Origin of the sequence: Alteromonas abrolhosensis, assembly GCF_001953635.1 — a bacterium.
Lineage (GTDB): Bacteria > Pseudomonadota > Gammaproteobacteria > Enterobacterales > Alteromonadaceae > Alteromonas > Alteromonas abrolhosensis.
Genome location: NZ_MEJH01000002.1, coordinates 187,272 through 211,535 on the forward strand (window position 1 = coordinate 187,272; position 24,264 = coordinate 211,535).

Annotated in this window: 19 protein-coding genes; 8 read left to right on the forward strand and 11 right to left on the reverse strand. The window is 45.7% G+C overall.

What is annotated here, in order from left to right; translation table 11 throughout:
* Window positions 1–150 precede the first annotated feature (150 nt).
* Complete coding sequence (locus tag BGK61_RS00800; RefSeq protein WP_076012715.1) at window positions 151–1,572, forward strand: sensor domain-containing diguanylate cyclase; 1,422 nt, start codon at window positions 151–153, stop codon at window positions 1,570–1,572.
* 17 nt (window positions 1,573–1,589) lie between these two features.
* Here BGK61_RS00800 and BGK61_RS00805 read toward each other — a convergent pair whose 3' ends face one another.
* From BGK61_RS00805 to BGK61_RS00815, 3 genes are read right to left on the reverse strand one after another with little or no spacing between them, the layout of a single operon-like run.
* Window positions 1,590–2,474: a DMT family transporter gene (locus BGK61_RS00805; RefSeq protein WP_014999947.1), complete on the reverse strand. Its 885-nt coding sequence runs from the start codon at window positions 2,472–2,474 to the stop codon at window positions 1,590–1,592.
* Between the two features lie 7 nt (window positions 2,475–2,481).
* The gene (locus BGK61_RS00810; protein ID WP_076012954.1) at window positions 2,482–3,027 is read right to left on the reverse strand and encodes a methylated-DNA--[protein]-cysteine S-methyltransferase; all 546 of its coding nucleotides are present in this window, start codon (window positions 3,025–3,027) and stop codon (window positions 2,482–2,484) included.
* A gap of 14 nt (window positions 3,028–3,041) precedes the next feature.
* On the reverse strand, window positions 3,042–4,484 hold the full coding sequence (locus BGK61_RS00815; RefSeq protein WP_083653879.1) for a DNA-3-methyladenine glycosylase 2 family protein: 1,443 nt from the start codon (window positions 4,482–4,484) through the stop codon (window positions 3,042–3,044).
* 298 nt (window positions 4,485–4,782) lie between these two features.
* Here BGK61_RS00815 and BGK61_RS00820 point away from each other — a divergent pair, with 298 nt between their 5' ends.
* A complete protein-coding gene (locus BGK61_RS00820) occupies window positions 4,783–5,931 on the forward strand; it encodes a serine hydrolase domain-containing protein (RefSeq protein ID WP_076011621.1) in 1,149 nt (382 codons plus the stop codon).
* A gap of 48 nt (window positions 5,932–5,979) precedes the next feature.
* Here the strand turns inward: BGK61_RS00820 and speA are convergent, their stop codons facing one another.
* From speA to BGK61_RS00845, 5 genes are all read right to left on the reverse strand, one after another.
* The gene (gene speA / locus BGK61_RS00825) at window positions 5,980–7,890 is read right to left on the reverse strand and encodes a biosynthetic arginine decarboxylase (RefSeq protein WP_014999951.1); all 1,911 of its coding nucleotides are present in this window, start codon (window positions 7,888–7,890) and stop codon (window positions 5,980–5,982) included.
* A gap of 155 nt (window positions 7,891–8,045) precedes the next feature.
* Window positions 8,046–8,471, reverse strand: coding sequence for a hypothetical protein (locus BGK61_RS00830; protein ID WP_014999952.1), 426 nt, complete (start codon window positions 8,469–8,471; stop codon window positions 8,046–8,048).
* 188 nt (window positions 8,472–8,659) lie between these two features.
* Window positions 8,660–10,048, reverse strand: a complete 1,389-nt coding sequence (locus BGK61_RS00835; protein ID WP_076011622.1) for an NAD(P)(+) transhydrogenase (Re/Si-specific) subunit beta — start codon at window positions 10,046–10,048, stop codon at window positions 8,660–8,662.
* A gap of 11 nt (window positions 10,049–10,059) precedes the next feature.
* Window positions 10,060–10,341, reverse strand: coding sequence for an NAD(P) transhydrogenase subunit alpha part 2 (locus BGK61_RS00840; RefSeq protein WP_014951245.1), 282 nt, complete (start codon window positions 10,339–10,341; stop codon window positions 10,060–10,062).
* 2 nt (window positions 10,342–10,343) lie between these two features.
* The gene (locus tag BGK61_RS00845) at window positions 10,344–11,501 is read right to left on the reverse strand and encodes an NAD(P) transhydrogenase subunit alpha (protein WP_076011623.1); all 1,158 of its coding nucleotides are present in this window, start codon (window positions 11,499–11,501) and stop codon (window positions 10,344–10,346) included.
* A gap of 542 nt (window positions 11,502–12,043) precedes the next feature.
* Here BGK61_RS00845 and BGK61_RS00850 point away from each other — a divergent pair.
* The 4 genes from BGK61_RS00850 (at window position 12,044) to BGK61_RS00865 (ending at window position 18,060) form a co-directional block, all read left to right on the forward strand.
* Window positions 12,044–14,950 carry a TonB-dependent receptor gene (locus BGK61_RS00850; RefSeq protein WP_076011624.1) on the forward strand — a complete coding sequence of 969 codons (2,907 nt, stop codon included), beginning with the start codon at window positions 12,044–12,046 and terminating at the stop codon, window positions 14,948–14,950.
* A gap of 84 nt (window positions 14,951–15,034) precedes the next feature.
* Window positions 15,035–16,603, forward strand: coding sequence for a tryptophan halogenase family protein (locus tag BGK61_RS00855; RefSeq protein ID WP_076011625.1), 1,569 nt, complete (start codon window positions 15,035–15,037; stop codon window positions 16,601–16,603).
* A gap of 27 nt (window positions 16,604–16,630) precedes the next feature.
* On the forward strand, window positions 16,631–17,374 hold the full coding sequence (locus BGK61_RS00860; RefSeq protein WP_076011626.1) for a SapC family protein: 744 nt from the start codon (window positions 16,631–16,633) through the stop codon (window positions 17,372–17,374).
* Window positions 17,353–18,060 (forward strand): DUF6445 family protein, encoded by a 708-nt coding sequence (locus BGK61_RS00865; RefSeq protein WP_076011627.1) that lies wholly within the window; start codon window positions 17,353–17,355, stop codon window positions 18,058–18,060. The genes BGK61_RS00860 and BGK61_RS00865 overlap by 22 nt, the downstream gene beginning before the upstream one ends.
* A gap of 104 nt (window positions 18,061–18,164) precedes the next feature.
* On the opposite strand, the gene BGK61_RS00870 is transcribed toward BGK61_RS00865, so the two are convergent.
* The 3 genes from BGK61_RS00870 to BGK61_RS00880 are packed head-to-tail and all read right to left on the reverse strand — an operon-like array spanning window position 18,165 to window position 21,335.
* Window positions 18,165–19,616, reverse strand: coding sequence for a DUF2271 domain-containing protein (locus tag BGK61_RS00870; RefSeq protein WP_076011628.1), 1,452 nt, complete (start codon window positions 19,614–19,616; stop codon window positions 18,165–18,167).
* Window positions 19,616–20,515 carry an EF-hand domain-containing protein gene (locus BGK61_RS00875; RefSeq protein WP_076011629.1) on the reverse strand — a complete coding sequence of 300 codons (900 nt, stop codon included), beginning with the start codon at window positions 20,513–20,515 and terminating at the stop codon, window positions 19,616–19,618. The genes BGK61_RS00870 and BGK61_RS00875 overlap by 1 nt, the downstream gene beginning before the upstream one ends.
* Before the next feature lie 25 nt (window positions 20,516–20,540).
* The gene (locus tag BGK61_RS00880; RefSeq protein ID WP_015068425.1) at window positions 20,541–21,335 is read right to left on the reverse strand and encodes a DUF4198 domain-containing protein; all 795 of its coding nucleotides are present in this window, start codon (window positions 21,333–21,335) and stop codon (window positions 20,541–20,543) included.
* A gap of 226 nt (window positions 21,336–21,561) precedes the next feature.
* Here BGK61_RS00880 and BGK61_RS00885 point away from each other — a divergent pair, with 226 nt between their 5' ends.
* Both BGK61_RS00885 and BGK61_RS00890 read left to right on the forward strand, forming a co-directional pair.
* Window positions 21,562–23,889, forward strand: coding sequence for a TonB-dependent hemoglobin/transferrin/lactoferrin family receptor (locus tag BGK61_RS00885; protein ID WP_076011630.1), 2,328 nt, complete (start codon window positions 21,562–21,564; stop codon window positions 23,887–23,889).
* A 164-nt stretch (window positions 23,890–24,053) separates the two neighbouring features.
* A complete protein-coding gene (locus tag BGK61_RS00890) occupies window positions 24,054–24,236 on the forward strand; it encodes a DUF6435 family protein (protein WP_014999963.1) in 183 nt (60 codons plus the stop codon).
* Window positions 24,237–24,264 lie beyond the last annotated feature (28 nt).

The window sequence follows — 24,264 nt, forward strand, 5'->3', positions numbered from 1 at the left end:
AACGACAGCAAAAAAGTGTAAAATCTAGGTGTTTTCCTTCATTGTCATTTAGTCTAAAGTTGAGGATAGTCACCTAGTAGTTCATTATTGCAACAGGTATACTTACCGACATAGGTAAAGTTCAGTCAGGCAAGGGAGCATGCGTAGTCTGTGAACACATTTAGAACACTGCATAGAAGCATTTTAGTGTTATTTGCGGTAGTGGTTGTCGCTATCGTTACACTGGTGCACTTTAGTATTTCCAAGATTGTTGCCGAGCAGAGTCGAGCGCAACAACAGTCACTTTCGCCCGCGATATCGCTTATTGTGGAGCAACTTCTCAAACCATTACATATCTCTGAAGCCTTGGGGCACTCTACTGAACTGGTAGACTTGATGGATGGAGAAACGATTGACCAAGAGGCTGTTTTTAAGACATTGGATCGTCTTGAAAATGAGTTCGGGTTATCTTTCTTTATTGCCAGCGAGGCAGATAGAAAACAATATAATTCAGATGGCAGCATTATTAACCTTATTGAAGGGGAAGTAAGCTGGTATTTCAAGTTCAAGGACTCCCCTACCGATGCCGTAGCAGATATCGGTAAATGGGAGGATACCCATTTTTATATTGATATAAAAATTCACGATGAAGATGGCCGCTTCTTAGGCTTCTTTGGTGTTGGCAAAAGCTTGCGTAGCTTTATCGAGGTGTTTGATACCTACAAACAAGAGTACGGCTACGATTTTCTATTTGTAGACGGTGAAGGTGACATTATGTTGTCTTCCGACCCTAACCTTATCGCGTCTTACTCTGAGTTCACTAATTTGTCTGAACTTCCGTGGTACGCCAGCCTTCCGTTGACTATCCAGAACGAGCAGGCACTCAACAATAAATTAGTCACTATTGATCAGAACGATTACCTTATTGCCGAAGTAAAGCTAAATCAATTTGGCTGGACGGTGTTCTTACTCAGCCCTCTTGAAGAGCGTCAGGCGGAAATTTCACAGGCATTTATCTTCAGTGTAGTTACTTTACTGGTTGTTGTATTTTCGCTGTTTTTACTTATCTACAATTTGCTGTACTACTTCAGAAAGGACATGCAGCCCGATTTAGTTGTTCGACACACTAATCGTCTGCCAGAAAAAGAGAACCTGCAGCTTATTTACAAAACCTTGCTAGCTGAACATAAGTCATTAAGTGTGATGCTAATAAGCGTTGATGATTTTTCTGACATTGTCGACGCCCACGGCAGAAACACCGGTGACGACTTGTTAGATAAAGTTGTGGCATATTTGGCTGAGCACTTGCGAGAGCAAGACGTTCTGGGCAGATGGAGCAGCGCCGAATTCATTATTTTACTGCCGCATACTGGCCCACATGTAGCATTTGATATGGCGCAAAACCTTCGCCACGGCATTGCGACCTTACCGCCGCTACAAGAGTTACCAGAACTGCTTATCACGGCGTCTATTGGTATATCTTACACCGCGTCCCCACGTGCTATGCACGAAGTAACAGCGCACGCGGAAGATGCGCTTTATCAAGCCAAGCGCGACGGCAGCAATTTAGTAAGAATGCAGCTGATAGACTAGCGTCTATCAGCCGTATCTTAAGCGGGTTTAACCTTAAGGCGTTTTCGTTTGAGAACGCCTGTGGTTAGTGCCACTCCGAAGAGAATCATTAAACCACCCACAATGGTTTGAATTGATAAGTGCTCTTGCAAGAACAATACTCCCCAAATAATGCCAAACAATGGCACTAAGTAGGCTACCGTAATAGCCTTTGCCGGGCCGATATCGGCAATCAGTTTGAAATATAGAATATACGCTATTCCCGTGCCGCCAACGGCGAGTGCCACTGCATTTATCCATGCATTCACGCTTGGCATGGCATCTGGCAAGGTTGCAAGTGCAAACGGCGCTAGCATCACGCTGGCCATGGCCTGGCTACCTGTTGCAACAACTAAGGGTTTTACTCCCTGCAGCCATTTCTTCATCATACACGCCGCAATGCCATAACCTGTTGTTGCTAAAAGCGCAGTGAGGATGGGAAGAAAGCTAATATCTCCCTCGCCGAGCTTTTGCTGACTAATAACCGTTACGCCAACAAAGCCAACAAACAACCCAGCTACTGCAGATTTCGTTAGTTTGTCACCTAACCACAGCCAGGCAACAATAGCGCCGAACATGGGAGCTGTGGCATTTAGAATGGCATTAACTCCTGCCTCTAAATGCAGACTGCTGTAATTAAAAAGAACAAATGGAACCGCCGTATTAGCCATACCCACCAGCGCAATAGCCAACCAGTGGCGCTTTATGTCTTTTACCGACCCTCGTATTAACAACAAAGGTAGCAATACCGCTGTAGCAAGCACGGTACGAATGGCTACTAACACATAAATGCCAAACTCTGGCGCAGCAACACGCATAAAAATAAACGAACCGCCCCAAATACCCGCTAACACCAGCAGCGAGATAATGTCTCTTATTGCCATTCTCTTATCACCACAGCACCCCTTGGGCTCCTTCTAAATTAAGTAAATATTGCTTACGCGGTAAACCACCTGCGTAGCCCGTTAGGGTTTTATTACTGCCAATTATACGATGGCAAGGCACTACAATAGCAATAGGGTTACGACCATTTGCCATACCCACGGCGCGGACAGCTTTTGGATTACCTATTGCCTTTGCAATATCTAAGTAGCTAGCCGTTTCACCGTACTTTACTTGCTGCAAGGCATCCCATACCTGATTCTGAAACGCCGTACCGCTTGGGCAAAGCGGTAGGTCAAACTCCCGTAGCGTACCGTCGAAGTATGCCTGTAACTGACTGCATGCTGCATCGGTAATAGCGTTGTTACGCACGCACAAGCCATCTTCAATAGCATTATCGTGAGCGGCATCTTTTTTACTTGCGCCGCCGTGGTTTACGTCGCTAGCTATCTCTGATGCAGCGGCGGTTACAAACTTGATAGCAGTAACGCCTTCATTGGTAGCTTCGACTTTAACAAGACCCTGCATACTGTTTACAAAACCTGTATATATCATGCTTGCGATTCTCTTTATTGACTGCTTAACTGCCACAATTGAAGGGTTAAATAGCTGCGCCAAGGTGCCGCTTTTTCGGGCGCTATGGGGTACTGCTGCGCCATTTTACGAACGATTAAATCACCGCCAAGGTAGACGTCAGGATTTCTCTCCCCCCGCATTTTTAAATAGTCGAGCGTCCACGGGCCAACGCCTTTAATGGCGAGTATGTCTTCATGGCTTGGCATGTTACCGTTTATGAATAAACGAGCAAAATGACGTACGGCTTCTTTCCTCGCCTGTGGCATGCGTAAAAACTCAAGGTTGTTTTCGGCGACATCTTCAGGCGCAGGAAAGCTATAGCATTCGCTGGTGTGACGTTTATCGCTTTTAGATGGGGTCTCTTCTGAGACCGCTTTGCCTAGCTGATGCACAAGCAAAGTAACCTGCCCAATAGCCGCTTTCACACTTACCTGCTGACCTACAATAGCGCGACAGCCACTTTCAAATACACTCCATGCGCTGGGAAGGCGTAGGCCAGGTGTTAACTTTTCGGGCGGTAATCCAGACTGAACTAAGCTCTGTTCAATTAAAAGCGGGTCGGCGTGAAGGTCCAATACCTGCTTTATGTTTTCAATGGTTGTATGAAGACTGCTTAAATCAGACAGGTCGATGAAAAGTTTAAACCCATGGCGTACGTCATCATGCACGGCTTTAAAAAAGCCTATGTTCTCTTTGTATGAAAAGTAACGCTCGTAGCTCTCTTGTGTTACTCGCTCCATGCCTTCAATTGCACGGGTTGCCAAGAAATCTCGTACGTAGGGCCAGTTGTACGGCGGCCGATAAGACAGAAACAAAGAAATAGTCTTTTGTTGAACCGGCTCTTTTTTTCTAAGCTGGGTAGGAGAGGTAGCGCAATATTGCTCGATGGCCCGCTGCAATTGTCTCAGTGATTGATAGCCTGCTGTTATTGCCACATCTGTCATAGATAAATGGGTTTGTTGAATAAGCTGCTTTGCAAACAAAGCGCGCTGCATATTTTGAAACTGTTTAGGCGGTATGCCGACTGCATTAACAACCAGCTTATTTAAGTAACGCTCACTAATACCCAACCGAGCGGCAATATCTGCTACGCGCTCAATGGGAATAACAGATAGCAGCGACAACGCTCGATTTATCGTTGCGCCCACGCCCTTCCACGCAGCAGAGCGAGGGGCACTGTCGGGTCTGCAGCGAAAACACGGGCGATAACCTTGTGCCATCGCCTGTGTAGCGTGTTGAAAGTAAGTAACATTTTCTTCTTTCGGAAGTCTCGCTGGGCAAATTGGTCTGCAAAAAATACCGGTTGTTTTTACCGCCACAAAAAATCGTCCGTCAAAGCGCGGATCTCTACTCAATCTTGCCTTCGCAAGCATTGACTTAGCGAATGTCGAGTTTCCTGAACCACTCTCATCTGGCACAAATTGATTATCCGGCATTAGTATGCGCTACCCACCCGTCGTGTATTACCTTTATCTAGTGTATCGTGCATTTGCCCTAATCGTGCGACAAAATCGGAACTCAATAGTTATAAACCTTTCTAGTCGAGCCTATCGCCCATTTTTGTATATTCTCAAGACGGTTCACATACAGTTAAAATAAATCAAATCATTGAAGACATAGTGAGCATAATTAGCGACATTTGATCATTGGAGCGGCTAAACGCATAATAATGCGATAATAATAATGAACGCCTGATGGACACAGTAGTAACCCCAGGCTTAACGAGCGGACTGTATGCTGAACACTTTGCGCACCATCAAGCTGCGCCTGTCTCAAATCTGGCTAATGGCAATGCTAGTGGCTGTTACACAAAGCGCTTCTGCGGATTGGCTTGATGACTATGCAAGTTACGTTCAAAAAGAAGCTTCAAAATACAACGTGCCCGGTTATGCATTTGTGTTTTATGAGCAGGGCAAAGCGCCAAGAGTTTACGTATATGGCAGCACCCGCAAACGCGGCGGAGAAAAGGTAACAGAGAACACTGTATTTAGGCTGGCCTCAGTTTCAAAAACCTTTACCGCGTTACTGTCGGCTAAACTCGTAGAAAAAAAACAGCTTAGTTGGGAAACCCCGATATCTACCCTACTGCCCGATATTCCCTTCAAAGGTAAAGGAATGGGCGCACTGCAGCTGCAACATATTGTAGGTCAATCGAGTGGCTTTATGCCTAATGCCTACGACAACCTTATCGAAGCAGACTACTCGCTAGAGCGCGTGCTTAAATCGCTTGGTGAACTTGAACCTCTGTGTGCCCCAGGCGATTGTTATACCTATCAAAATGCGCTCTTTGGCGCGCTGGAATACTACTTTAGCAATAACAATACGTCTTACTCCCGACAGCTTCAGGCTAACCTTTTTGCACCACTAGGAATGAAAACCGCGAGTGTTGGAAAAGGCGGGCTGCTCGCTTCAGAATCGTGGGCACAGCCTCACATCGCTATTGCCAGAAATAAATGGCGTGAAGGACAAGTAGAAAGTAACTACTACCGCTTCTCGCCAGCAGCGGGCGTTAACGCAAGCATTTCAGATATGACGATTTATCTGCAAGCTTTACTAGGCGAGTTTCCTACGGTGATCTCCAAAGAGATGGTGGACTATGTCACTACAGAGCGAGTGAAGACAAAGCGCGAAACTTACCGCAGAGGTTGGCGCGGAATGATAAGTGATGCTCACTATGGCTTGGGTTGGCGTATTTACGACTTAAATGGACTACAGATGAACTACCACGGAGGATGGGTGAAAGGCTATCGCGCTGACGTGGCGTTTATACCTGAACGCAAAGTGGGTTACGTCATGCTGATGAATGCAGAGTCGAACATGATTAATTCAACAACGGCTGAACTATGGAAGCGCTATTTAGAAAAAGCCGACGCAGATAAGTAATATCAGCATCGGCTTTTCGGTATTTTCAGCAGTTTGTGTGCTTACACACTACTGTTTTAAGTATGTATAACCTGCCAAACAGTTTTCGTAGAAATCGGTCCAGCGAACCCCTTCACGAGGGTTTAACTTACCGTCCCACACTTGCTTGTCTATCATGCGTTTTACATCTGATGCCATTGCACGTGGGTTGTACTGCATAACGTTAAGTACATCTTCTACCGATGACCCTTTCACAACTTCTTCAATGTAGAAGTCTTCAGGATCGTCGTCATAGCTATAAATATGTACTTCGTTTAAACGGCCAAACAAGTTGTGCATGTCGCCCATCACGTCTTGATACGCACCCGTTAAGAACAATCCAATGTAATACGGCTCGTCTTTTTTCAGCGGGTGCATTGGCAATACGTCAGTAATTTCACGGCCAATAGTGAACTGGTCAATTTTACCGTCGCTATCACAGGTAATATCCACTAACGAGCAATTCACCGTTGGCTCTTCGTTCATACGAATAAGCGGTACTACCGGCAGAAGCTGGTCAATTGCCCATGTGTCAGCCGCCGACTGAAACACTGAGAAGTTACACAGATACTGAGACGACAAGCTGTAATCTAGCTCTTGAAGCTCTTCTGGCACATATTCTTCGTTGCGATACCACTGCTGTAAGCGGCCCATAATTTGCCAGTAAAGCGTTTCTATTTTGCCTAGTTCTTCTAGAGACAACACGCGTAGTTTGAACGCATCTAGTGCCTGCTCTTTGTATTGTGACGCATCATTGTAGATTTCATGCATGTTCGTTTGTTCATCAAACGTGTCTGCAAGTTCTCGCATGTTCTTTAAAAAGAAGTGCTCACCCGCTTTCGCCGACGTATCCATTTGTGATGCATTCGACTTAATTTCGCCCACAATTTCTGTGATCACGCAGCTGTGGTGTGCTGTAATTGCACGTCCACTTTCACTCACTAAATGCGGGTGCGGTACGCCTTCAAGGTCGCACATTTCTTTCATGCCATAGACAACGTCAGCCACATACTCTTGCATGCTGTAGTTACGCGACGACTCATTGGTTGAATTACTGCCGTCATAGTCGATACCTAGACCACCACCAACATCAACGTAATCTAACTCGAAGCCCATTTTATGAAGGTCAGCATAAATACGCGCACCTTCGGTTACCGCTTCTTTAACTGCTCGAATGTCAGTTAACTGGCTACCAATATGGAAATGAAGTAGCTTCAAGCAATGCGCCATACCTTGCTCTTCAAGGTAGCGGGCTGCATTAATGATTTCAGTAATGGTTAAACCGAATTTCGCACGTTCACCACCAGAGCTTTCCCACTTGCCGCGACCTTTCACGGTCATTTTTGAGCGCACACCAATAATAGGATCGATATCCAGCTCTTTAGCTATTTTCACAAGAAGAAGAAGCTCGGTGTATTTTTCAACCACTACCACAACGCGGCGACCCAGCTTTCTGCCTAGCAGTGCTAGACGCATAACTTCGTCGTCTTTATAACCATTTAGAATAGTCAGCGACTCTTCGTTGGTATTCATGGCAAGCACAGTAAGAAGTTCGGCTTTTGAGCCTGCTTCTAAACCGTAGTTAAAAGGCTTGCCCGCATCGACAATTTCCTCAACCACTTCGCGCATTTGGTTAACTTTTACCGGATACACGCCTTGGTATTGGCCTTGGTATTCGGCTTCTTGGATGGAGCTTCTAAATGCTTTGTTCAAACCAGCAACTTGCGAACGCAAAATATCGTGGAAACGAACGACGACAGGAAATTGCACGCCTTCTTTGCGGATATCTTCAATTACCGAATTAAAGTCGATTTGAATGCTAGGATCTTCAGGAACAGGGGTAATATGGACGTTGCCGTTTTCACCTATTTGAAAATAGCCACCACCCCATTGAGACACGCCATAGACGCGCTCCGCTTCTTCGATGCTCCAATCTGACAATTTATTCACCTATTTGTAAGTGGGCTAGGCCAATACCTAGCATAGAAAGTGCGAAAATAAGCAGCGTATTATAGTCAACGCAAGACTGAACGCGATAGTTGTTGCGATATAAAATATCTATTGTCGCGACTAATTTTGTTTATCGAACATTTTTTTTAAGATGCAATCCATGTTCGAACGTAGTCCAACACAATCTTATCTGCTTTTTCTTCACAGTGCGTTATAAACTCTGAGATGCTTTGAGTACGTTCTAGTTCAAATCCTAGTTTACCCGATGGCGTTGTAAAAAACTTCTGAGCGATATGATCAGCATCAGTTGCGTTATCTTCCAACCACGTTTCGCTAAGTTGGCTTCGCCTGTCTAGCTTTATAGGCGCTTTTATTTGATTGAAGGTATCAGATTTGGGGATTTGCCAACCGCGCATGTCGACAAATAAGTGGAATGGCCTGCCTTTACGGGTTTTCAAGCAATCGGAAAGTTTAGCGAGATACTGAATGTTCGTGGACATATCCCACTTACCGCGAAGCGTGACCAGAATACAATTTCTAAACGGCTCAATATGAAAAGGGGTCGTAGACATTTACTCGTACATCTCTATGCGACTATATGAATAGTGAACTCAACTTCTATAGCATTCACATAGTAGAGCTGAAAAGCGGCAACTACAACTATAGTTGAATACTTTGTAATTAAGTTTAATACCCTAAAAGAAAAAGGCCTGCTATCACACAGGCCCTTCAAACATTCTAGCAAACAAAGTGCTTTGAATTAGTCGTCTCCGAACTCACGGATAATACTGTTAATAGTGTCTTTAGCGTCACCCAGAACCATGCGCGTGTTGTCTTTGAAAAACAGCGGGTTGTCTACACCGGCAAAACCGGCATTCGCAGAACGCTTAAGTACAAAGACCGTTTTCGCACGATGTGCTTCGATAACTGGCATGCCGTAAATAGGGCTGCCTTTCATCTCTTTGGCTGCTGGGTTAACTACATCGTTTGCACCGATAACAATAACCACGTCATAGTTTTCCATACGAGGGTTAACGTCATCCATCTCGTATAGTTGGTCATAAGGCACGTCAGCTTCTGCCAATAACACGTTCATATGGCCCGGCATACGCCCCGCTACAGCGTGAATGGCGTAATCAACCGTACAGCCATTTTCCTCTAGCAACGACTGAAGTTCACGTACCGCGTGCTGCGCTTGCGCAACCGCCATACCATAACCAGGCACCACCAGCACTGCTTGCGCTGCTTCTAATACATAAAATGCATCTTGCGCTGACAGTACTTTAATCTCACCTTCAATTTTCTCGCCGGCTTCTACTGGTTTGGCAAAGCCAGATAACAGCACATTCATCAGCGAGCGGTTCATTGCCTTACACATGATATTGGTAAGAATTAAGCCTGACGCGCCTACTAACAAGCCGGTAACAATTAATATTGTGTTGCCAGTAGCAAGACCTGCCGCCGACGCTGCTACACCTGAGTAGCTATTTAATAGCGCGATTACCACCGGCATATCTGCGCCACCAATTGAAATAGTCGCCCACAAGCCGAAGCTTAGTGATAACGCAATAGCACAGTAAATCCAAAGTGGGTTGCTTGGGTCGGTAGTAAAGAAATAACCAATCACCACCATGCCAATTAGGTGCAAGATGCTCAGCTCACGAAGTCCTGTAAAAATAACGGCTTTAGAGCTCATTTTCCCAGACAACTTACCCCACGCCACTACCGAGCCCGAGAACGTAATGCCCCCAACTAAAATAGTGAAAAACAGGGTAATAAAAGTAAACGCGCTTTCAGTTTTAAGGCTAATTAGGCTCATTCCGGCTAGCGTTGCCCACCCCAGAAGCAATGACGCTGCACCACCAAAGCCATTAAACAATGACACCATTTCAGGCATTGCTGTCATTTCAACGGTCTTGGCCTTCCACGCACCAAAGGCACCGCCAATTACAAAGCCCAACAGAATGTAATGATAGCTAATAATCTGCTGGTCAAGCAGGGTAACGACGACAGCAACCAACATACCAATGGCAGAAATAAAGTTACCTTTTTTAGCGGTATCTGGATGACTGAGTAATTTAAGTCCAAGTATAAATAGAGCCGCAGCTACTACGTACGCAAGGTTTATTACGGTTACGATATCACTCACTTGCGTACTCCTTATTTATCTTTTTTCTTGAACATGCCAAGCATGCGATCGGTAACAAGATAGCCACCCACCACGTTGATGCTGGCCAGCGCTACCGCTGCAGTACCAAGAATGGTCGTTAGCAAATTGTTGTCGCTGCCAGAGGCAACCAATGCACCCACTAGCGTAATACCCGATATCGCGTTAGAGCCTGACATTAAGGGTGTATGTAAGGTTGCTGGCACTTTTCGAATTAGCTCAAAACCTAAAAAAGCAGCCAGTAACACGATGAAAAGTAAGTAAATGATTTCCATGATTAGGCTCCTTTGTATGCGTTGATAAGCATGTCGTTGGTAATGTTACCGTCGTGGGTAATAACACAGCCGGCCAAAATGTCATCTTCTAGATTCAGCCCAAAGGTTTTGGTTTCATCATCAAAGAATTCATCAACAAGGTTGTAGATGTTATTGGCGTACATGTCGGTGGCTGCTTTAGCCACATACTGGCTCCAGTTTCCGTTACCGATTACCTTAACACCGTTAACTTCAACGGTTTCGCCAGCAACTGAGCCTTCAACATTGCCACCTGATGTTGCGGCCATATCTACTACCACACTGCCCGGCTTCATAAGTGCTAATGTATCTTTTGAGATAAGCACTGGTGGTTTGCGACCAAATAACTGCGCTGTCGTAATAACAATGTCAGAGTCTGCAATCGCGTCGCGTTGCGCTTCCTGCTGCTTCGCTTTTTGTTCTTCGGTCAGTTCTTTTGCGTAACCGTCCTTCGTTTGGCCTGTTTCCCCAATGTCGATTTTAAGGAACTTGCCACCTAGCGATTCGACTTGCTCAGCCACCACAGGGCGGGTGTCATAAGCAAGCACGTTTGCACCTAAGCGTTTCGCGGTTGCTATAGCTTGAAGACCCGCTACGCCTGCTCCAATAATAAACACCTTCGCTGGTTTTATAGTTCCTGACGGTGTCATCATCATAGGTAATATTGAGGGCAATTTGTTCGCCGCCTGCATCACCATTACATAACCCGCAAGACTTGCTTGCGAACTCAGCGCGTCCATTTTTTGTGCACGAGAAGAACGAGGGATCATCTCTACAGAAATAGCGGTCAGCCCTTTTTCTGCAATAGATTCAATAAGCGGTTGCTGAAAGAAAGGGTCGAGATGGCCTACCACAATGGCCCCTTTTTTCATCAACGCTAGCTGCGCATCGGTGGGCTTATTCACCGCTACCAGCATATCTACCGTTGATAATGCATCATTCACATCATCGATGACAGTAACGCCTACATCTTCGTATTCTTTATCTGAATACCCTGAATGTACGCCTGCTCCTGCTTCAAGCAGTAAGGTCGCCCCTTTTTTCACCAGACGCTGTGCACTACTTGGTGTAGCCGCACATCGCTTCTCCACATTATTTAGCGGATCTGGCGCTTTTGACTCATTTAATATTATGATTTTCACACGCTTCTCCTCACATTCCGGCTATCCGAGAATGACACTCTTTAAACAGTACCAAGCCATTTTATTCACTTATGCCTAGCATTCTCTAGCGAAATCAAAAACAGCACAGGCAATTTCTGTATTTATTTTGCTTCGAATAGCACTCCTCATTTCGCTTATTTTTCAAGCGAAACTGCGGCAAAGCTACGCTATATGGGCATACATCACTAGTATCATTTACTTACGAGTCATAACTAATATTTATATAGAAATGGCATACAGAAGATAAATGAACTAGATGGTTAAGCATTTATTCCGTGAATACATTATTTATTGCGCATTTTTTGCACAGCCGTAAAGGTGAAAAGCGGCTAGCGTTGTTGAGAAAAATAATGTCTCTTGAGCATGACGATTTAACTAATTTAAAAAATTGTTAAATAAATTTGGGGGATTTTACAAACCGTGTCGTCTTGATGAATTAACAGCGAAAAGCTGTGAGAGAAAGCCAAGTGGGGTGCACACCACAAGGCACATTAAAATTAACGATTAGGACACACACCATCATGTATAGGAAAACCAAGCTTGCATGCTCAGTGGCTGCAGTTTTAGCGTCAGCTATTTCTGCAAATAGTGCATTTGCCCAAGACGCGCAACCCAATAAAGACGTAGAAGTGATTGAGGTAAGTGGTATTCGTTCATCGGTTGCAAAGTCGATGGATGTTAAACGCAGCTCTGCTGGCGTAGTCGACGCCATTAGCGCAGAAGACATTGGCGACTTCCCCGATACCAACTTAGCTGAATCACTACAGCGTATTACCGGCGTATCTATCGACCGTTCAGGCGGTGAAGGTCAGTTGATTACGGTGCGTGGTTTTGGTCCACAATTTAACACCGTGTTGGTGAACGGTCGTCAAATGGCGTCTGAAAACGATTCGCGTGCGTTCAGTTTCGACACCATTGCTTCTGAGTTAGTAAGCAGCCTTGATGTGCATAAAACGTCAACGGCCACAATGCAGTCTGGTGGTGTAGGCTCTACTATTAACATTAATACCGCACGCCCGTTTGCGTTAAACGGTTTCAAAATGGCGGGCTCAGTTAAAGGCGTATATGACGAAAATAGCGAAGAAACAACACCACAATTTTCTGGCCTTATTAGCAACACGTTTAATGATGACACTTTCGGTGTATTGCTTGCCGTTTCACATCAAGAGCGTGAGACTCGCTTAAACCAAGCTCAGATGGACGGTTGGCTAGAGAACGTTGGCGTGCCAAACCCTGTTACGCAGTCAGGCGATGCTTGGACAGGCAATGTATTTTCACCGCGAAACTACGATCACAAAGTGACCTTTGAAGAGCGTACGCGTACTAACGCTAACCTTGTATTTCAATATGCGCCTAACGACAAACTGGTAGTAACCGCTGACGCATTGTATTCAGATTTTGACGTAGAGTCTGAAGCAACGTCGTACGGCCACTGGTTTACCGCACCTAACATTCAGGGTGTAGGTGATGACGGCAGCCTGTTTGATGAAAATGGCAATCGCCGCAGCCCAACGGTTGATGCGAACGGTACTATTGTAGACTTATACCAAGAAGTCGGTTTGGCGACAGATATGCACGCCAAAACGTTCGACCGTTTAACCGACACCTATGCGGTAGGTCTTAACTTTGATTATCAGTACTCAGAGAATCTAAACCTGTCTTTCGATTTGAGTCATTCAGAAGCCGAGCGCGAAGCCAATAACGGTGGCGGCGACCAGCTTTCACTTATCGGTTATGCCAACCGCGTACGGTTCCAAGTAGATGACAACATATTACCTGTTGCCAGCATGTTCGCCTCGCCTAATGCCAATATTTACAGTGGCCAACAAGAACTGGATGGCGCGATTGTTACAGGTCCTGACGGTTTCCCTATATACAACCCGGCACTTACACCTGATGGAGTAAGCAATCACTTAGATGAGGCTAATAGCCGAGCTCACGTAATGCTGCGTCGAGGCTGGGCGGTAGAAGACGAAGTCAGCCAATTGCGCTTTGACGGCGAATACGTAACAGATGGCAGCGGCCTAACTGAAATTCGCTTTGGCGCACAGTACAGCACCGAAACCAAATCACTTACCCGTTGGGACAATGAAGGTGTAGGGATTCACTGTACTTACTGTGGTTACCCCGACTTACCTGAGATCCCAGCAGGCAGCCAATACGTTTTTGACGCGGGCAGCGACTTCCTCTCTGATGTGAGTGGTAGCGGTCGCATGCCCACCTCTTGGCTTGCCCATGATGGCGAAGCCAACTTTGCGTTTTTAGAGTCTTACTATCAAAGCGTCAACGGTGAGTCGATTAGTTTTGATGCGGTGCGTCGTAATAACAGCTTTGAAGTTGAAGAAGATATTATCTCTACCTATATGGAATTCGACTTTGAAGGCGAAGTTGCAGACATGTTCTTAAGCGCAACCGCAGGTGTGCGTTATGAAATGACGGATGTGACAGTTAACGGAACGCAAGCGCCAATAACAGGCTTAACGATTTTGGATCAGACCGAAATGCTGGCTGGTTTTGGTGATGCGCAAAGTATTGCCACTGAGTCTGATTACGACGTGCTTTTGCCAAACTTCAGCGTACGTTTGGAAATTACCGACGATTTAATTGCGCGCTTTGCGGCGAGTTCAACTATTACTCGCCCTACGCTTAACAGCATGTCGCCGGTAACGGTAATTACAACCACCCGCCAAGGTGGTGACTTAACGTCTACCAGTGGTAACCCTGCGTTAGAGCCATTCAAATCGGATAACTTGGACCTGTCACTAGAGTATTACTATGACGAAGCAAGCTATGCATCGATTGGTTACTTCAGAAAGCTGGTATCGAACTTTATTGTTAATAGTCAAGAAGACAAAACCTTCGAGCTTGCTGACGGCAGCCTGCTAACCGACCCTTCTACAGGCACTAACGCTAGCGCCCCAGATGCGGGTGACGACGTAGCTGTGTTTACCAATACACTGCCAAATAACGGTGAAGACGCGACGGTAGACGGCTTCGAGATTGCGCTTCAGCACACTTTTGACAACGGCTTTGGTGTACTTGCCAATGGAACCATTGTTGATAGTGATGCCGAACTCGATCCATTCGATATTAACCAAGTATTTGCGCTAACTGGGTTAAGCGATTCTTACAACCTAGTGGCATTTTATGAAACTGACGACTATCAAATTCGTCTTGCCTATAACTGGCGTGACGCATTTGTTCAGTCGTTAACACAAGGGCAGGGTGACGGCCCAACCATTGTTGAGTCTTATCAACAGCTTGACATTAGCGGTAGCTACAGCGTGACAGACAATGTAGAAATCTTCTTTGAAGGTATTAACCTTACAGAAGAGTTCGTACATAAGCGCGGTCGCTTCTCTAATCACTTGCTGTTGGTTGAAGACAGCGGCAGACGTTGGGCCTTCGGTGTGCGCGGAAACTTTTAGTTTCGCGTAATTGGGGCCGGCGTTTGTTGGCCCCACATTCGTGGCTACCCTTTGGTAGCCACAGTTTTTATTCAGGAACACAGTATGACAACAGCAACTCCCATAACGCACATTGTAGTAGTCGGTGGCGGCAGCGCAGGGTGGCTTACGGCTGGTCGTATTGCAGCGCAACATCAATGCGCTATCCGCAAAGACATTAAAGTAACTTTAGTAGAAAGCCCCAATGTGCCTATTATTGGCGTGGGGGAAGGCACCTGGCCTACCATGCGATCTACGTTGATTGCGTTGGGTATTAGTGAAACCACCTTCATTAAGGAATGTGACGCCACATTCAAGCAAGGGGCAAAGTTCGCTAAATGGACTACAGGTGAAGAGCACGATTTTTACTACCACCCTCTCATGCTGCCCCAAGGGTTTTCGCAAACAAATTTAGGCCCTTATTGGCAGTCTGTTGCACCCGAATTAAACGAATCTTTTTCCCATGCAGTATGTGTTCAGGAAGCTATATGCGAAGCAGGCTGTGCACCTAAAAGCATACGTCACGCAGAGTTTGCAGGCACCGCAAATTATGCTTATCACCTAGATGCAGGGAAATTTACCGCCTTTTTAACCAAACACTGTACTGAAAAACTAGGTGTACACCATGTGTTAGCAGACGTTAACCGCGTCGAAAGCAGCGATAACGGCGATATTAAAGCCCTTCATACCGAGCAAGGGGTAATAGTAGAGGGCGACCTTTTTGTTGACTGTACCGGCTTCAAATCTATGCTGCTTGGTGAGCATTACAAAGTGCCGTTTATTCCCTGTGACGATGTACTTTTTATCGACCGAGCATTAGCAGTACACGTGCCTTATGACACTCCGCAAAGTCCTATTGCCTCCCACACTATCTCCACCGCACAAGACGCCGGTTGGATTTGGGACATCGGTTTGCAGTCACGCCGAGGTGTAGGCCACGTCTATTCCAGTAGGCATCAAAGTAAAGATGAAGCCTATGCTCGCTTAGACTCATACGTACGCCAAACCAGCACGTTAAACGGCATAGGTGGGATAAACGTAAAAGACATTACTATTCAAAGCGGACACAGGCAGCACTTTTGGCAAAATAACTGCGTGGCTGTTGGGCTAGCGGCGGGCTTTCTAGAGCCTTTAGAAGCCTCAGCGCTTGTACTGGTTGAGCTGTCTGCCTCAATGATTGCCGAACAGTTACCCGCAAACCGAGCCGTGATGGATATTGTGGCGAAGCGCTTCAATGAAACTTTTTCCTACCGTTGGCAGCGAATTATCGACTTCTTAAAGCTTCATTACATGCTAAGTAAGCGAGAAGACAGCGCATTTTGGCGGGACAATCGCGATAGTCATAGTATTCCAGACTCATTAAAAGAATTACTCGCACTTTGGCAATACCACCCGCCTAGTGACAAAGACTTCACCAGCAATAATGAAGTATTCCCCGCGGCAAGCTATCAATATGTGCTGTACGGAATGGGGTTTACCTCAGATTTAGCTACACATCAGCAATGGGTGAACGCCGACTTTGCCAAGCAGCAATTGATGCAGAACAGGAAAGCACGCGACATGGCGGTGGAGAAACTGCCTAAACATCGCGAACTTATTAATAAAATTCACCAATTCGGCCTGCAGGCCGTTTAACAGCAAATCAATAAGCAGGACCTACGTATGACTCATATGGTTGCCATTAATAATAATCAGCATGCAGATTTGAAAGTAACCGACGATGCATTGTCACTCAGTGCCAATCAGCACCTTGTTCCTGTGGTGGTCTCTGAGCTAAACAAGCTAGTGGTGCATTATCCCGTGGTGATCACCAAGTTTGACGACTCAGGACAATTTGGCTTATCTGCCTTGTTAGGTTTTGAAGAAAAGGAAAACCTATTTTGGCAGCAAGGTGAATGGGATGCGGTTTATATTCCGGCACAGTTTGAACGCTTGCCTTTTTATGTAGGGACGGAAGCGCAAAGCGCTGACAGCAGTAACCGGGTGCTGTGCATTGATATGGATAACGCCTCAGTAAGCGAAGAAAAAGGAACGCCGCTCTTTGATAACACAGGAGAGCCTAGCAACTACCTGTTAGAGAAGCAGCAGATCCTTGCTCAGCTTCTTGATGGTGAAAAGCAAAATCAGCGTTTTATTGCCGCCCTACAACAGTACAACCTTATTACACCATTCACTCTAGATATTACCTTTGAAAACGAAAGCAAAACGTCTATAACAGGGTTATATACCATTGACGAAGATAAGCTAGCGGCGCTTAGCGCTGACGCAATTGCTGATTTGCATGCACAACACATGCTGCAAAGCATTTACACGCTCATAGCGTCAAACGCAAAAATCTATGCCCTTATCGACAAAAAGAACAAGGCGAATAAAAACGCAGACGCATGGTTTCAAACTACGAATTAATTAAGGTTGGTGAGCAAGCCACACCGATTATCATAATCGATAATTTCATACCAAACCCGCTGAGTTTAGTAGAAACAATTGCGCAACACCACCCGTTTACAAAACGAGATGGCGACTTTTATCCGGGGGTGAGAAGTCACCCGCCCCAGGAGTATGTCGAACACCTACATACCTCGCTTCCCCAACTTTTTAGCCAACTTGCTACGCATAATGGGCTACAAAATTTTGGCTTGGAAAAGCCTCTTCATATGCCCCTAGTGCAACTTTCCATAGCCAATCAAGCGCCGAAAAGTTTATCCCCCATTCAATGTATTCCGCACATCGATACGCAAAAGGATAATGAATGGGCATTAGTGCACTATCTGTTTAGCGCTCCTTTGGGTGGTACTGCTTTCTATCGACATATTGAAACGGGGTTAGAACGGGTTAATGCAGCGCAGTACGAAGGCTATTTTAAAACCTTAAAACGTCAGGCCACCAGCGTAGGGTTACCTCCTAAAGCGTACATAAACGGTGATACCTCCATGTTCACCCAAATCGCCCGCATTGAGCCTATGTTTAATCGTGCCGTGTTATATCCAGCCAACTTGCTGCACAGCGGCTGTTTACCTAACGATATTTCGGATTCTGTTGATGTGAAAGAAGGCAGGCTAACCGCAAACGCCAGTATCATCTTTAAAGAGTAAAAACTCTCACCCCTAACGATGTGGCTATGTAACTATAAGATAGCGATTTGCGATAGCTGCCTTTGGTAGTGCTCGTTACGTTACTGCAATTTTAAGATCGACGCCTAGTTCATTAGTGAAAGTGTAATAGACGCGATTTCATCCGTGCCCGTTACGGTTATTGGTGAACTCAGGCTATCAAAGGTAAATGGAATTTTTTCGTAGCTTCGACCACCATGCTCTCTAGCTACTTCTACGTGAAGTATTAACGAGGCTGAGTTAGCGCTTTTTCCAAAATCATCCAAACCATCCCACTTTATGTGTAACGGCGCGTTTTTCTTAGTAGCCCCGGCAAACCCATCGACTAAGCCTTCATTTTTTCGGCCCACTCTTCGCCACCATGTGCGAAGCTCAGCTAGCCATCTTTCGCTGGTACCGCGAAGCGCTAAACTTTTTACTAGCCGGTTCTTTTCATCGCTTACCCACACGCTTACGTAAGGACCGCGATAATCTGCAATGTCAAATAGCGGTAAGGTGATATCAATTGAGATGGCGTGGCCATTTTTTTCAGCCTTGTTTTCCCCCGAGTTGTCACCCGACGTGCGAACCGTATAGGTGTTGCTGGTAAATACCCTGCCATTTTCATCAATTAACTTCAGCGCTAGTGATGGGTTCGCGTTAACTAACTCCATGGCTTGCTGCGCTGTTTTGGTTGCCGAAAAGTGTGCTAACAACATCGCTTCAAATGCGTTATCCGCCACTGATATGGCTTGAAACTTGGCGCTAGGCCAACCGTCACTGTGGCTTAACACGCCTTTTTCTAAAGACACCAGCTTCGAAGTGGAAAGTACTGGGCGCTGCCACGGTCTGATGTATGCGATGGTACTTTGAATACTAACAGCATCCGGTGTGCGGCCAGTTTGGGTAACAGCTTCTTGAGCCACAGTTCCCTGCCAACTAAAATCTTGGTTCGAGGCGTGGGTTTCTAGCCCTTGCGCGCTAATGTGGTAAGAGCGAATATTAAGTGATGTCAGGTAGTTAGCAATGCGTTCTACGGCAAGGGACGCTGCGAACTCAGACAAATCCCACTGGATAGGTGACGCAAACGTCACGCTGTTATCGTCGTTAAAATTGACCTCAGCAATGCGCGCCACACGAGCAAGACGTCTCACTTCGCGACGTGAAAGGTCATGCTTACCCTGAATATATTCTTCCCAATAGTTGTACAGCTCACCGTTACGGCAGCTTATGTTACCCTCAGTTCGGTTAAACCAAGCTTCACACCGCTTAATGGCACTGTACAGCCATGCCGGAAGTGTACCTTCGAAACGTCGATTAATTTCGCTAAGCGCACTCGTTGTGTTTGATTTGTCTAACGTTTGATAGGTGTCTTTAATCAGTAGATCAATATTCTTTTGCTCAATGGCGCTAAGAGTCTGCTCTTCGTACAGGGTTATTTCTGTGTTAAGCGTGTGGGTGGTTGCTTCTGGTGATGGTGCGGGAAACACATACAACTCGGCCTTAACGGTATAGCTGGCGGTAACCACCGCCAGATATAAAAGGAAACGCCCAACCATTATTCGCTGACTTGTGCAGTGGTGGTGTCACTTTGCTCCTGCTGACGTAGCGCAGGCGCTGGATCAGCTAACGTTAAGTAGCCATCACCATTAGTGTCGTAGCGATGAAAAGCATTAAACCCAGACACCATGTACTCTGAAAATGTCATTTTGCCGTTCTCGTCTGTATCTAGAACTTCAAAGCGAACGTAAGTTTGCTTAATTTGTCCTTCATGGGTTTTCTCAATCTGTGCATCCAGTCTGTCTTCAAACTCAAGTACATATTCTTGCTCTGTGAGTTTGTCGTCACTGTTTTCGTCTGTGCGCTGGAACTGCGCTTTGCGAACGGCGTGAAACTCCTCCTTTGTTACCTTTTCGTCACCGTTTTGGTCGTACAAGGTGACAAAGCCTTCAATATTGTGACTGGTCGGCATGCGCAACATAGGGCGCTGTACTAGCTCAGGTTTGTCATCTTTTTCCTGTGACGCCGAGCGACGGGATGCAGGCTCAGGGTCGCCAAGTGCAACAACACCATCATTATCACTGTCCATACGCGAGAAACTTCGCTCACCCACCGCATTGACTTCATCAATAGTAATGAACTCGTCATCGTTACTATCGACAGCATGGAAACGTATGTGAGTTTGTTTTACCGATGCTTTTCTGTCTTCAGCTAACCGTTTCTCTACTTTGCCTTCCCACTCATAAACGTATTCGCTTTCATCAAGTACACCGTCTTTATTGGAATCAGAAGCATTGAAGCGAGCGCGTCTTGCATCAACAAACTCTTCTAACGGAAGTGACTCGTCCTTGTTTAAGTCATAGGTCAATATAATACCGCTGGCACTATGCGGTGCAGCTACCGCCGAAGCGCTAATACAAAGCGCAGATACAACGGCTAAACTTACTGTTTTCAACATAATTATCTCCTTGTACCCTTGTTAATTAATAGGCTTCGAACGAAAGTGTGGTGGTGTAACTGTAGGTAGGCACTTCTGCACCTTCAGGCGCATCGGTACGCAGCCTTACTTGCATCAAATAGACATCTTGAGCTGAGGGAGTAAACGACGCTTGCCCTTTTGCATTTGTCGTTAATTTTTCTACATCAGATTCTTCGGCGAACTGATCTTTTCCTTGGTAAACCGATACTTCGTGATCGGTTACAGGCTTACCATTGAACAGAACTTTGAAATTAAAGCTCTCGTTAGCGAACAAACTGTTAGGGTGGTTAATTGCAACAATCTCTAAGCCTTCGTTTCTTGGCGCTAGCGCCTGTTCAGTCGGTCCTTTCTTCGTAACATATGTCGTAGCAAACGTTACCGACTGAAAGTGCTCTTTTAACACCGCACCTTCGGGAAGAGGCTTGTCATTACCTCGCATAGAGCCACGCTCACCGTCCTTTTCATACACGCGAAAAATTGCCCCCATGCGTTTACCCGTTGAAAACTGGTAAGTCCCTTCTTCTTCTAAAGTGTGCTCAAGTACATTGCGGGTAGAAAGATCCACAACCTTTTCCACGCTCACTAACTTTCCGTCAGGGGTTATTACTTCAAACGATGCATTTGTAATCGCCGCTTCAGGAACAAAAAACTGTTCTGCGAAAGATGCATCCAGCGTGACTTTACCGCCTCTAACCGGTTCAAACTGAAGCGGTTTTAGGTAAGCCACGTGGGCTAAAGCAGCGCCACTGAAGCAGCTTGCAATAAGCAAGGGTAAACTGATGAGCGTGTGTTTTTTCATGGTTTTTTTGTTTGCTAGTTGTGTAAAAGTGGAATCATACTATTGCAAATGATAATTGTTATCAATAGTATTACGATCGATTTTTGACGCACGAGGTGTCAAAAAATCGTTCTGACAGGCGCGATTTAGAAAAAATAAAAATGATATCAACCGACGCAAACTGGAGGCTAAGTGTTGATACGAAATACTAATCATTTGCACTTTTATTAAAATTTGGAAAAGAACAATGAAATTTAAACGCTCAACGGTAGCTATTTCGCTTGGCTGTGCGCTAACACTCCCTGCCTTAGCTCAACAGTCTGAATTGGCAGTAACAAAAGCCAAAAGTGAAGAAACACTTACAACGACTGTCGAAACCGTGCTGGATGCACAAACCCTGTCAAAGCGCTCAATCACGAATATTGAAGATACTGCTCGTTATATTCCAGGAGTACAAACTAATGATACGGGTAACCGTTTCGGTAACGATGGCTTCAATATTCGCGGGTTAGAAGGGGACGCTGTAGCAGTAACTGTAGATGGCGTAGGTCAAGGCGAAACGCTAAACCCAAGCTCATTTGCCGCTTATGGAATGTATGGATCGAGCCGCGGCGAAATTGAATTGGAACACGTAAAAGCCGTCAATATCACTAAAGGCCCGAGCGCTGTCGCGCAAGGACCAGGCGCACTTGCTGGCTCAGTTACCTACGTGACCAATGAAGCGAGCGACTTTTTACCTGCCACAGGTGATGCCACAGGCGTTAAATTGAAAACCGGTTTTGATGCACGCTCTGACGAATGGCTAGTACACGGCACCGTCGCTAATAGAACGGGTAACTTCGACTCGCTATTGCAATACACAATGCGCGACAGTAGTGAAACAGAAGCCCACAGCCATGGTGAGAATATCTCAGGCTCAGGACGTGGTCAGGCAGACCCAATGGATAATCAAGTTGATGCAGTTTTACTTAAATTTGCTTATAACTTTTCCGAGCACCAGCAACTAGGCGTTGTTTACGAAAAAACGGACAGAGAAACGAACGGCGTACCTCTTTCTCGCCAAAGTGACACTTATTTTGACTTCACCTCAGCGGATGAAAATAACCGCGAGCGAATTGGGCTTTTCTTTAACAACAAAAATCTAGGCCTAGCGTTTGCTGACAGCATAGATGTGACATTGAACTATCAAGAGCTGTTTTCATCGGGTGTAACCAGCTTTCTTTACGGCAGTGCAGACGGCGACGCTATATTGCGTACCGAAGACCGCAATTTCAGCCAGGACTCATTGAGTTTCAATGTTGATTTAGCCAAATCAATCACCGGAGAATTTAACCATGAGATTATTTATGGCTTTAGTTATCAACAGGTGGACGCAGAAGCGGTGATGTTCGACCGCAGGTTCGCTGGACAAACCGCGGACTCGCCTATATTAGACGGCTACCCTATTCGCGACCAAAGCTTTGTTCCAGAAACCGAAAAAACGTTAATTACAGCCTACCTAGCTGACACGGTTGAACTTAGCGAGCAATTAAGCGTGAACCTTGGACTTCGTTACGATTCAACCGAATACACGCCTACTGTAGACAGCACATTTTCAGACCCCACAGGGTTAAGTATCACAGACAGCGAATTTAGTGCGGTGGTAGGAGAGATTGGTGCTACCTACGAATTCGTAAAAGGTCATTCTATAAATGTCCGTGTTGCTCAGGGCTACCAAGCCCCTACGCTACAAAGCTTATATTTTGGCACGAACTCAGGGGATGAAGTTACCGATATTATAACTGGTGACACCTTTATTGATCTTGATCGTATAGCCAACAGTGAGCTTGATGCTCAAGAGTCGACTAATTATGAACTCACTTATATTGGTGATTTCGAGAACGGGAATGTCAGCGTGTCGGTGTTTAGAACTGAGTACACCAACATGATCCAGGACGAGACTTATTCAACGCCTTATGGCACTGAAGTAACTACCGTGCAGTGCGGTCGCTTCGGTTGTGAAACCGTAGTGAATACTGATGATGTATTCACACAGCCACAAAATACGGGCGAACTGACTGTTGACGGTTTTGAAGTTACGGCCAATTACCATTTTACCGATAATGTATCAGGTCGTTTGGCTTATACGGCATTGGACGGTACCTACGACACCGCATCTGCTTTTAACAATGCGGGCGACGACTTAGAAACCGTATCACCAGATACCGCAACAGTTGGACTAGGCTACGTATCTGATGAAGGTGACTGGGGCGCAGAGCTCGTCGCAATATTGAGTAAAGGTGTAGAAGAAAGTACCCAACTTAGCTACACCTCGTTGAACAATGGCGCAGGTCCATCGCATACGCCTGCAGGCTATGCTGTTTTCGACCTGCTCGCCTACTACGACATTACTGAAAACCTGCGTTTCACCACGGCAATTTACAACCTTACAGACAAAGAATATTACCGCTGGGAAGTGCTTAATAGCGTAAGAGACGGTACTGGTGGTTTCTTTGGTGGTGTGAGCGGCAATGGATACCAGCGCTACTCAGAGCCAGGTAGAAGTATTAGTGCCTACGTCACTTACCAGTTCTAATGTAACCAAAGTGCAGGCCATACTTAGCTCAACTTAGCCAAATGGCCTGCCATTCACTCAAGTATTCTCCCATGAATCTTTATGAAAGTTTGTTCACGAAAATGGGTGATCGAAAGTTCCTGTTTAAACGTTTTCTTGCTATCTCTTTATTCAGGACTTTCACTATGTTTGGACTTTTTAAAAGCAATCCAACCAAAAAGATGCGAAAGCAGTATGACACCCTTCTTGAAAAAGCCATGCACGCGCAAAGAAACGGTGACATAAAGACTTATTCATTGCTTACCGCTCAATCAGAAAAGCTATGGAAAGAAATTGAAACAATTGAGAAGAACACGCAAGGGGCATGAAACTAAGCGCTTGTAGGTTGCGTGCTAC

Coding starts and splice junctions, on each gene's coding strand:
- BGK61_RS00820 (WP_076011621.1), top strand. CDS start 4,783: ATGCTGAACACTTTGCGCACCATCAAGCTGCGCCTGTCTCAAATCTGG.
- BGK61_RS00810 (WP_076012954.1), bottom strand. CDS start 3,027: ATGATATATACAGGTTTTGTAAACAGTATGCAGGGTCTTGTTAAAGTC.
- BGK61_RS00880 (WP_015068425.1), bottom strand. CDS start 21,335: ATGAAAAAACACACGCTCATCAGTTTACCCTTGCTTATTGCAAGCTGC.
- BGK61_RS00875 (WP_076011629.1), bottom strand. CDS start 20,515: ATGTTGAAAACAGTAAGTTTAGCCGTTGTATCTGCGCTTTGTATTAGC.
- BGK61_RS00840 (WP_014951245.1), bottom strand. CDS start 10,341: ATGGAAATCATTTACTTACTTTTCATCGTGTTACTGGCTGCTTTTTTA.
- BGK61_RS00865 (WP_076011627.1), top strand. CDS start 17,353: ATGGTTTCAAACTACGAATTAATTAAGGTTGGTGAGCAAGCCACACCG.
- BGK61_RS00860 (WP_076011626.1), top strand. CDS start 16,631: ATGACTCATATGGTTGCCATTAATAATAATCAGCATGCAGATTTGAAA.
- BGK61_RS00815 (WP_083653879.1), bottom strand. CDS start 4,484: ATGCCGGATAATCAATTTGTGCCAGATGAGAGTGGTTCAGGAAACTCG.
- BGK61_RS00805 (WP_014999947.1), bottom strand. CDS start 2,474: ATGGCAATAAGAGACATTATCTCGCTGCTGGTGTTAGCGGGTATTTGG.
- BGK61_RS00850 (WP_076011624.1), top strand. CDS start 12,044: ATGTATAGGAAAACCAAGCTTGCATGCTCAGTGGCTGCAGTTTTAGCG.
- BGK61_RS00870 (WP_076011628.1), bottom strand. CDS start 19,616: ATGGTTGGGCGTTTCCTTTTATATCTGGCGGTGGTTACCGCCAGCTAT.
- BGK61_RS00830 (WP_014999952.1), bottom strand. CDS start 8,471: ATGTCTACGACCCCTTTTCATATTGAGCCGTTTAGAAATTGTATTCTG.
- BGK61_RS00885 (WP_076011630.1), top strand. CDS start 21,562: ATGAAATTTAAACGCTCAACGGTAGCTATTTCGCTTGGCTGTGCGCTA.
- BGK61_RS00890 (WP_014999963.1), top strand. CDS start 24,054: ATGTTTGGACTTTTTAAAAGCAATCCAACCAAAAAGATGCGAAAGCAG.
- BGK61_RS00855 (WP_076011625.1), top strand. CDS start 15,035: ATGACAACAGCAACTCCCATAACGCACATTGTAGTAGTCGGTGGCGGC.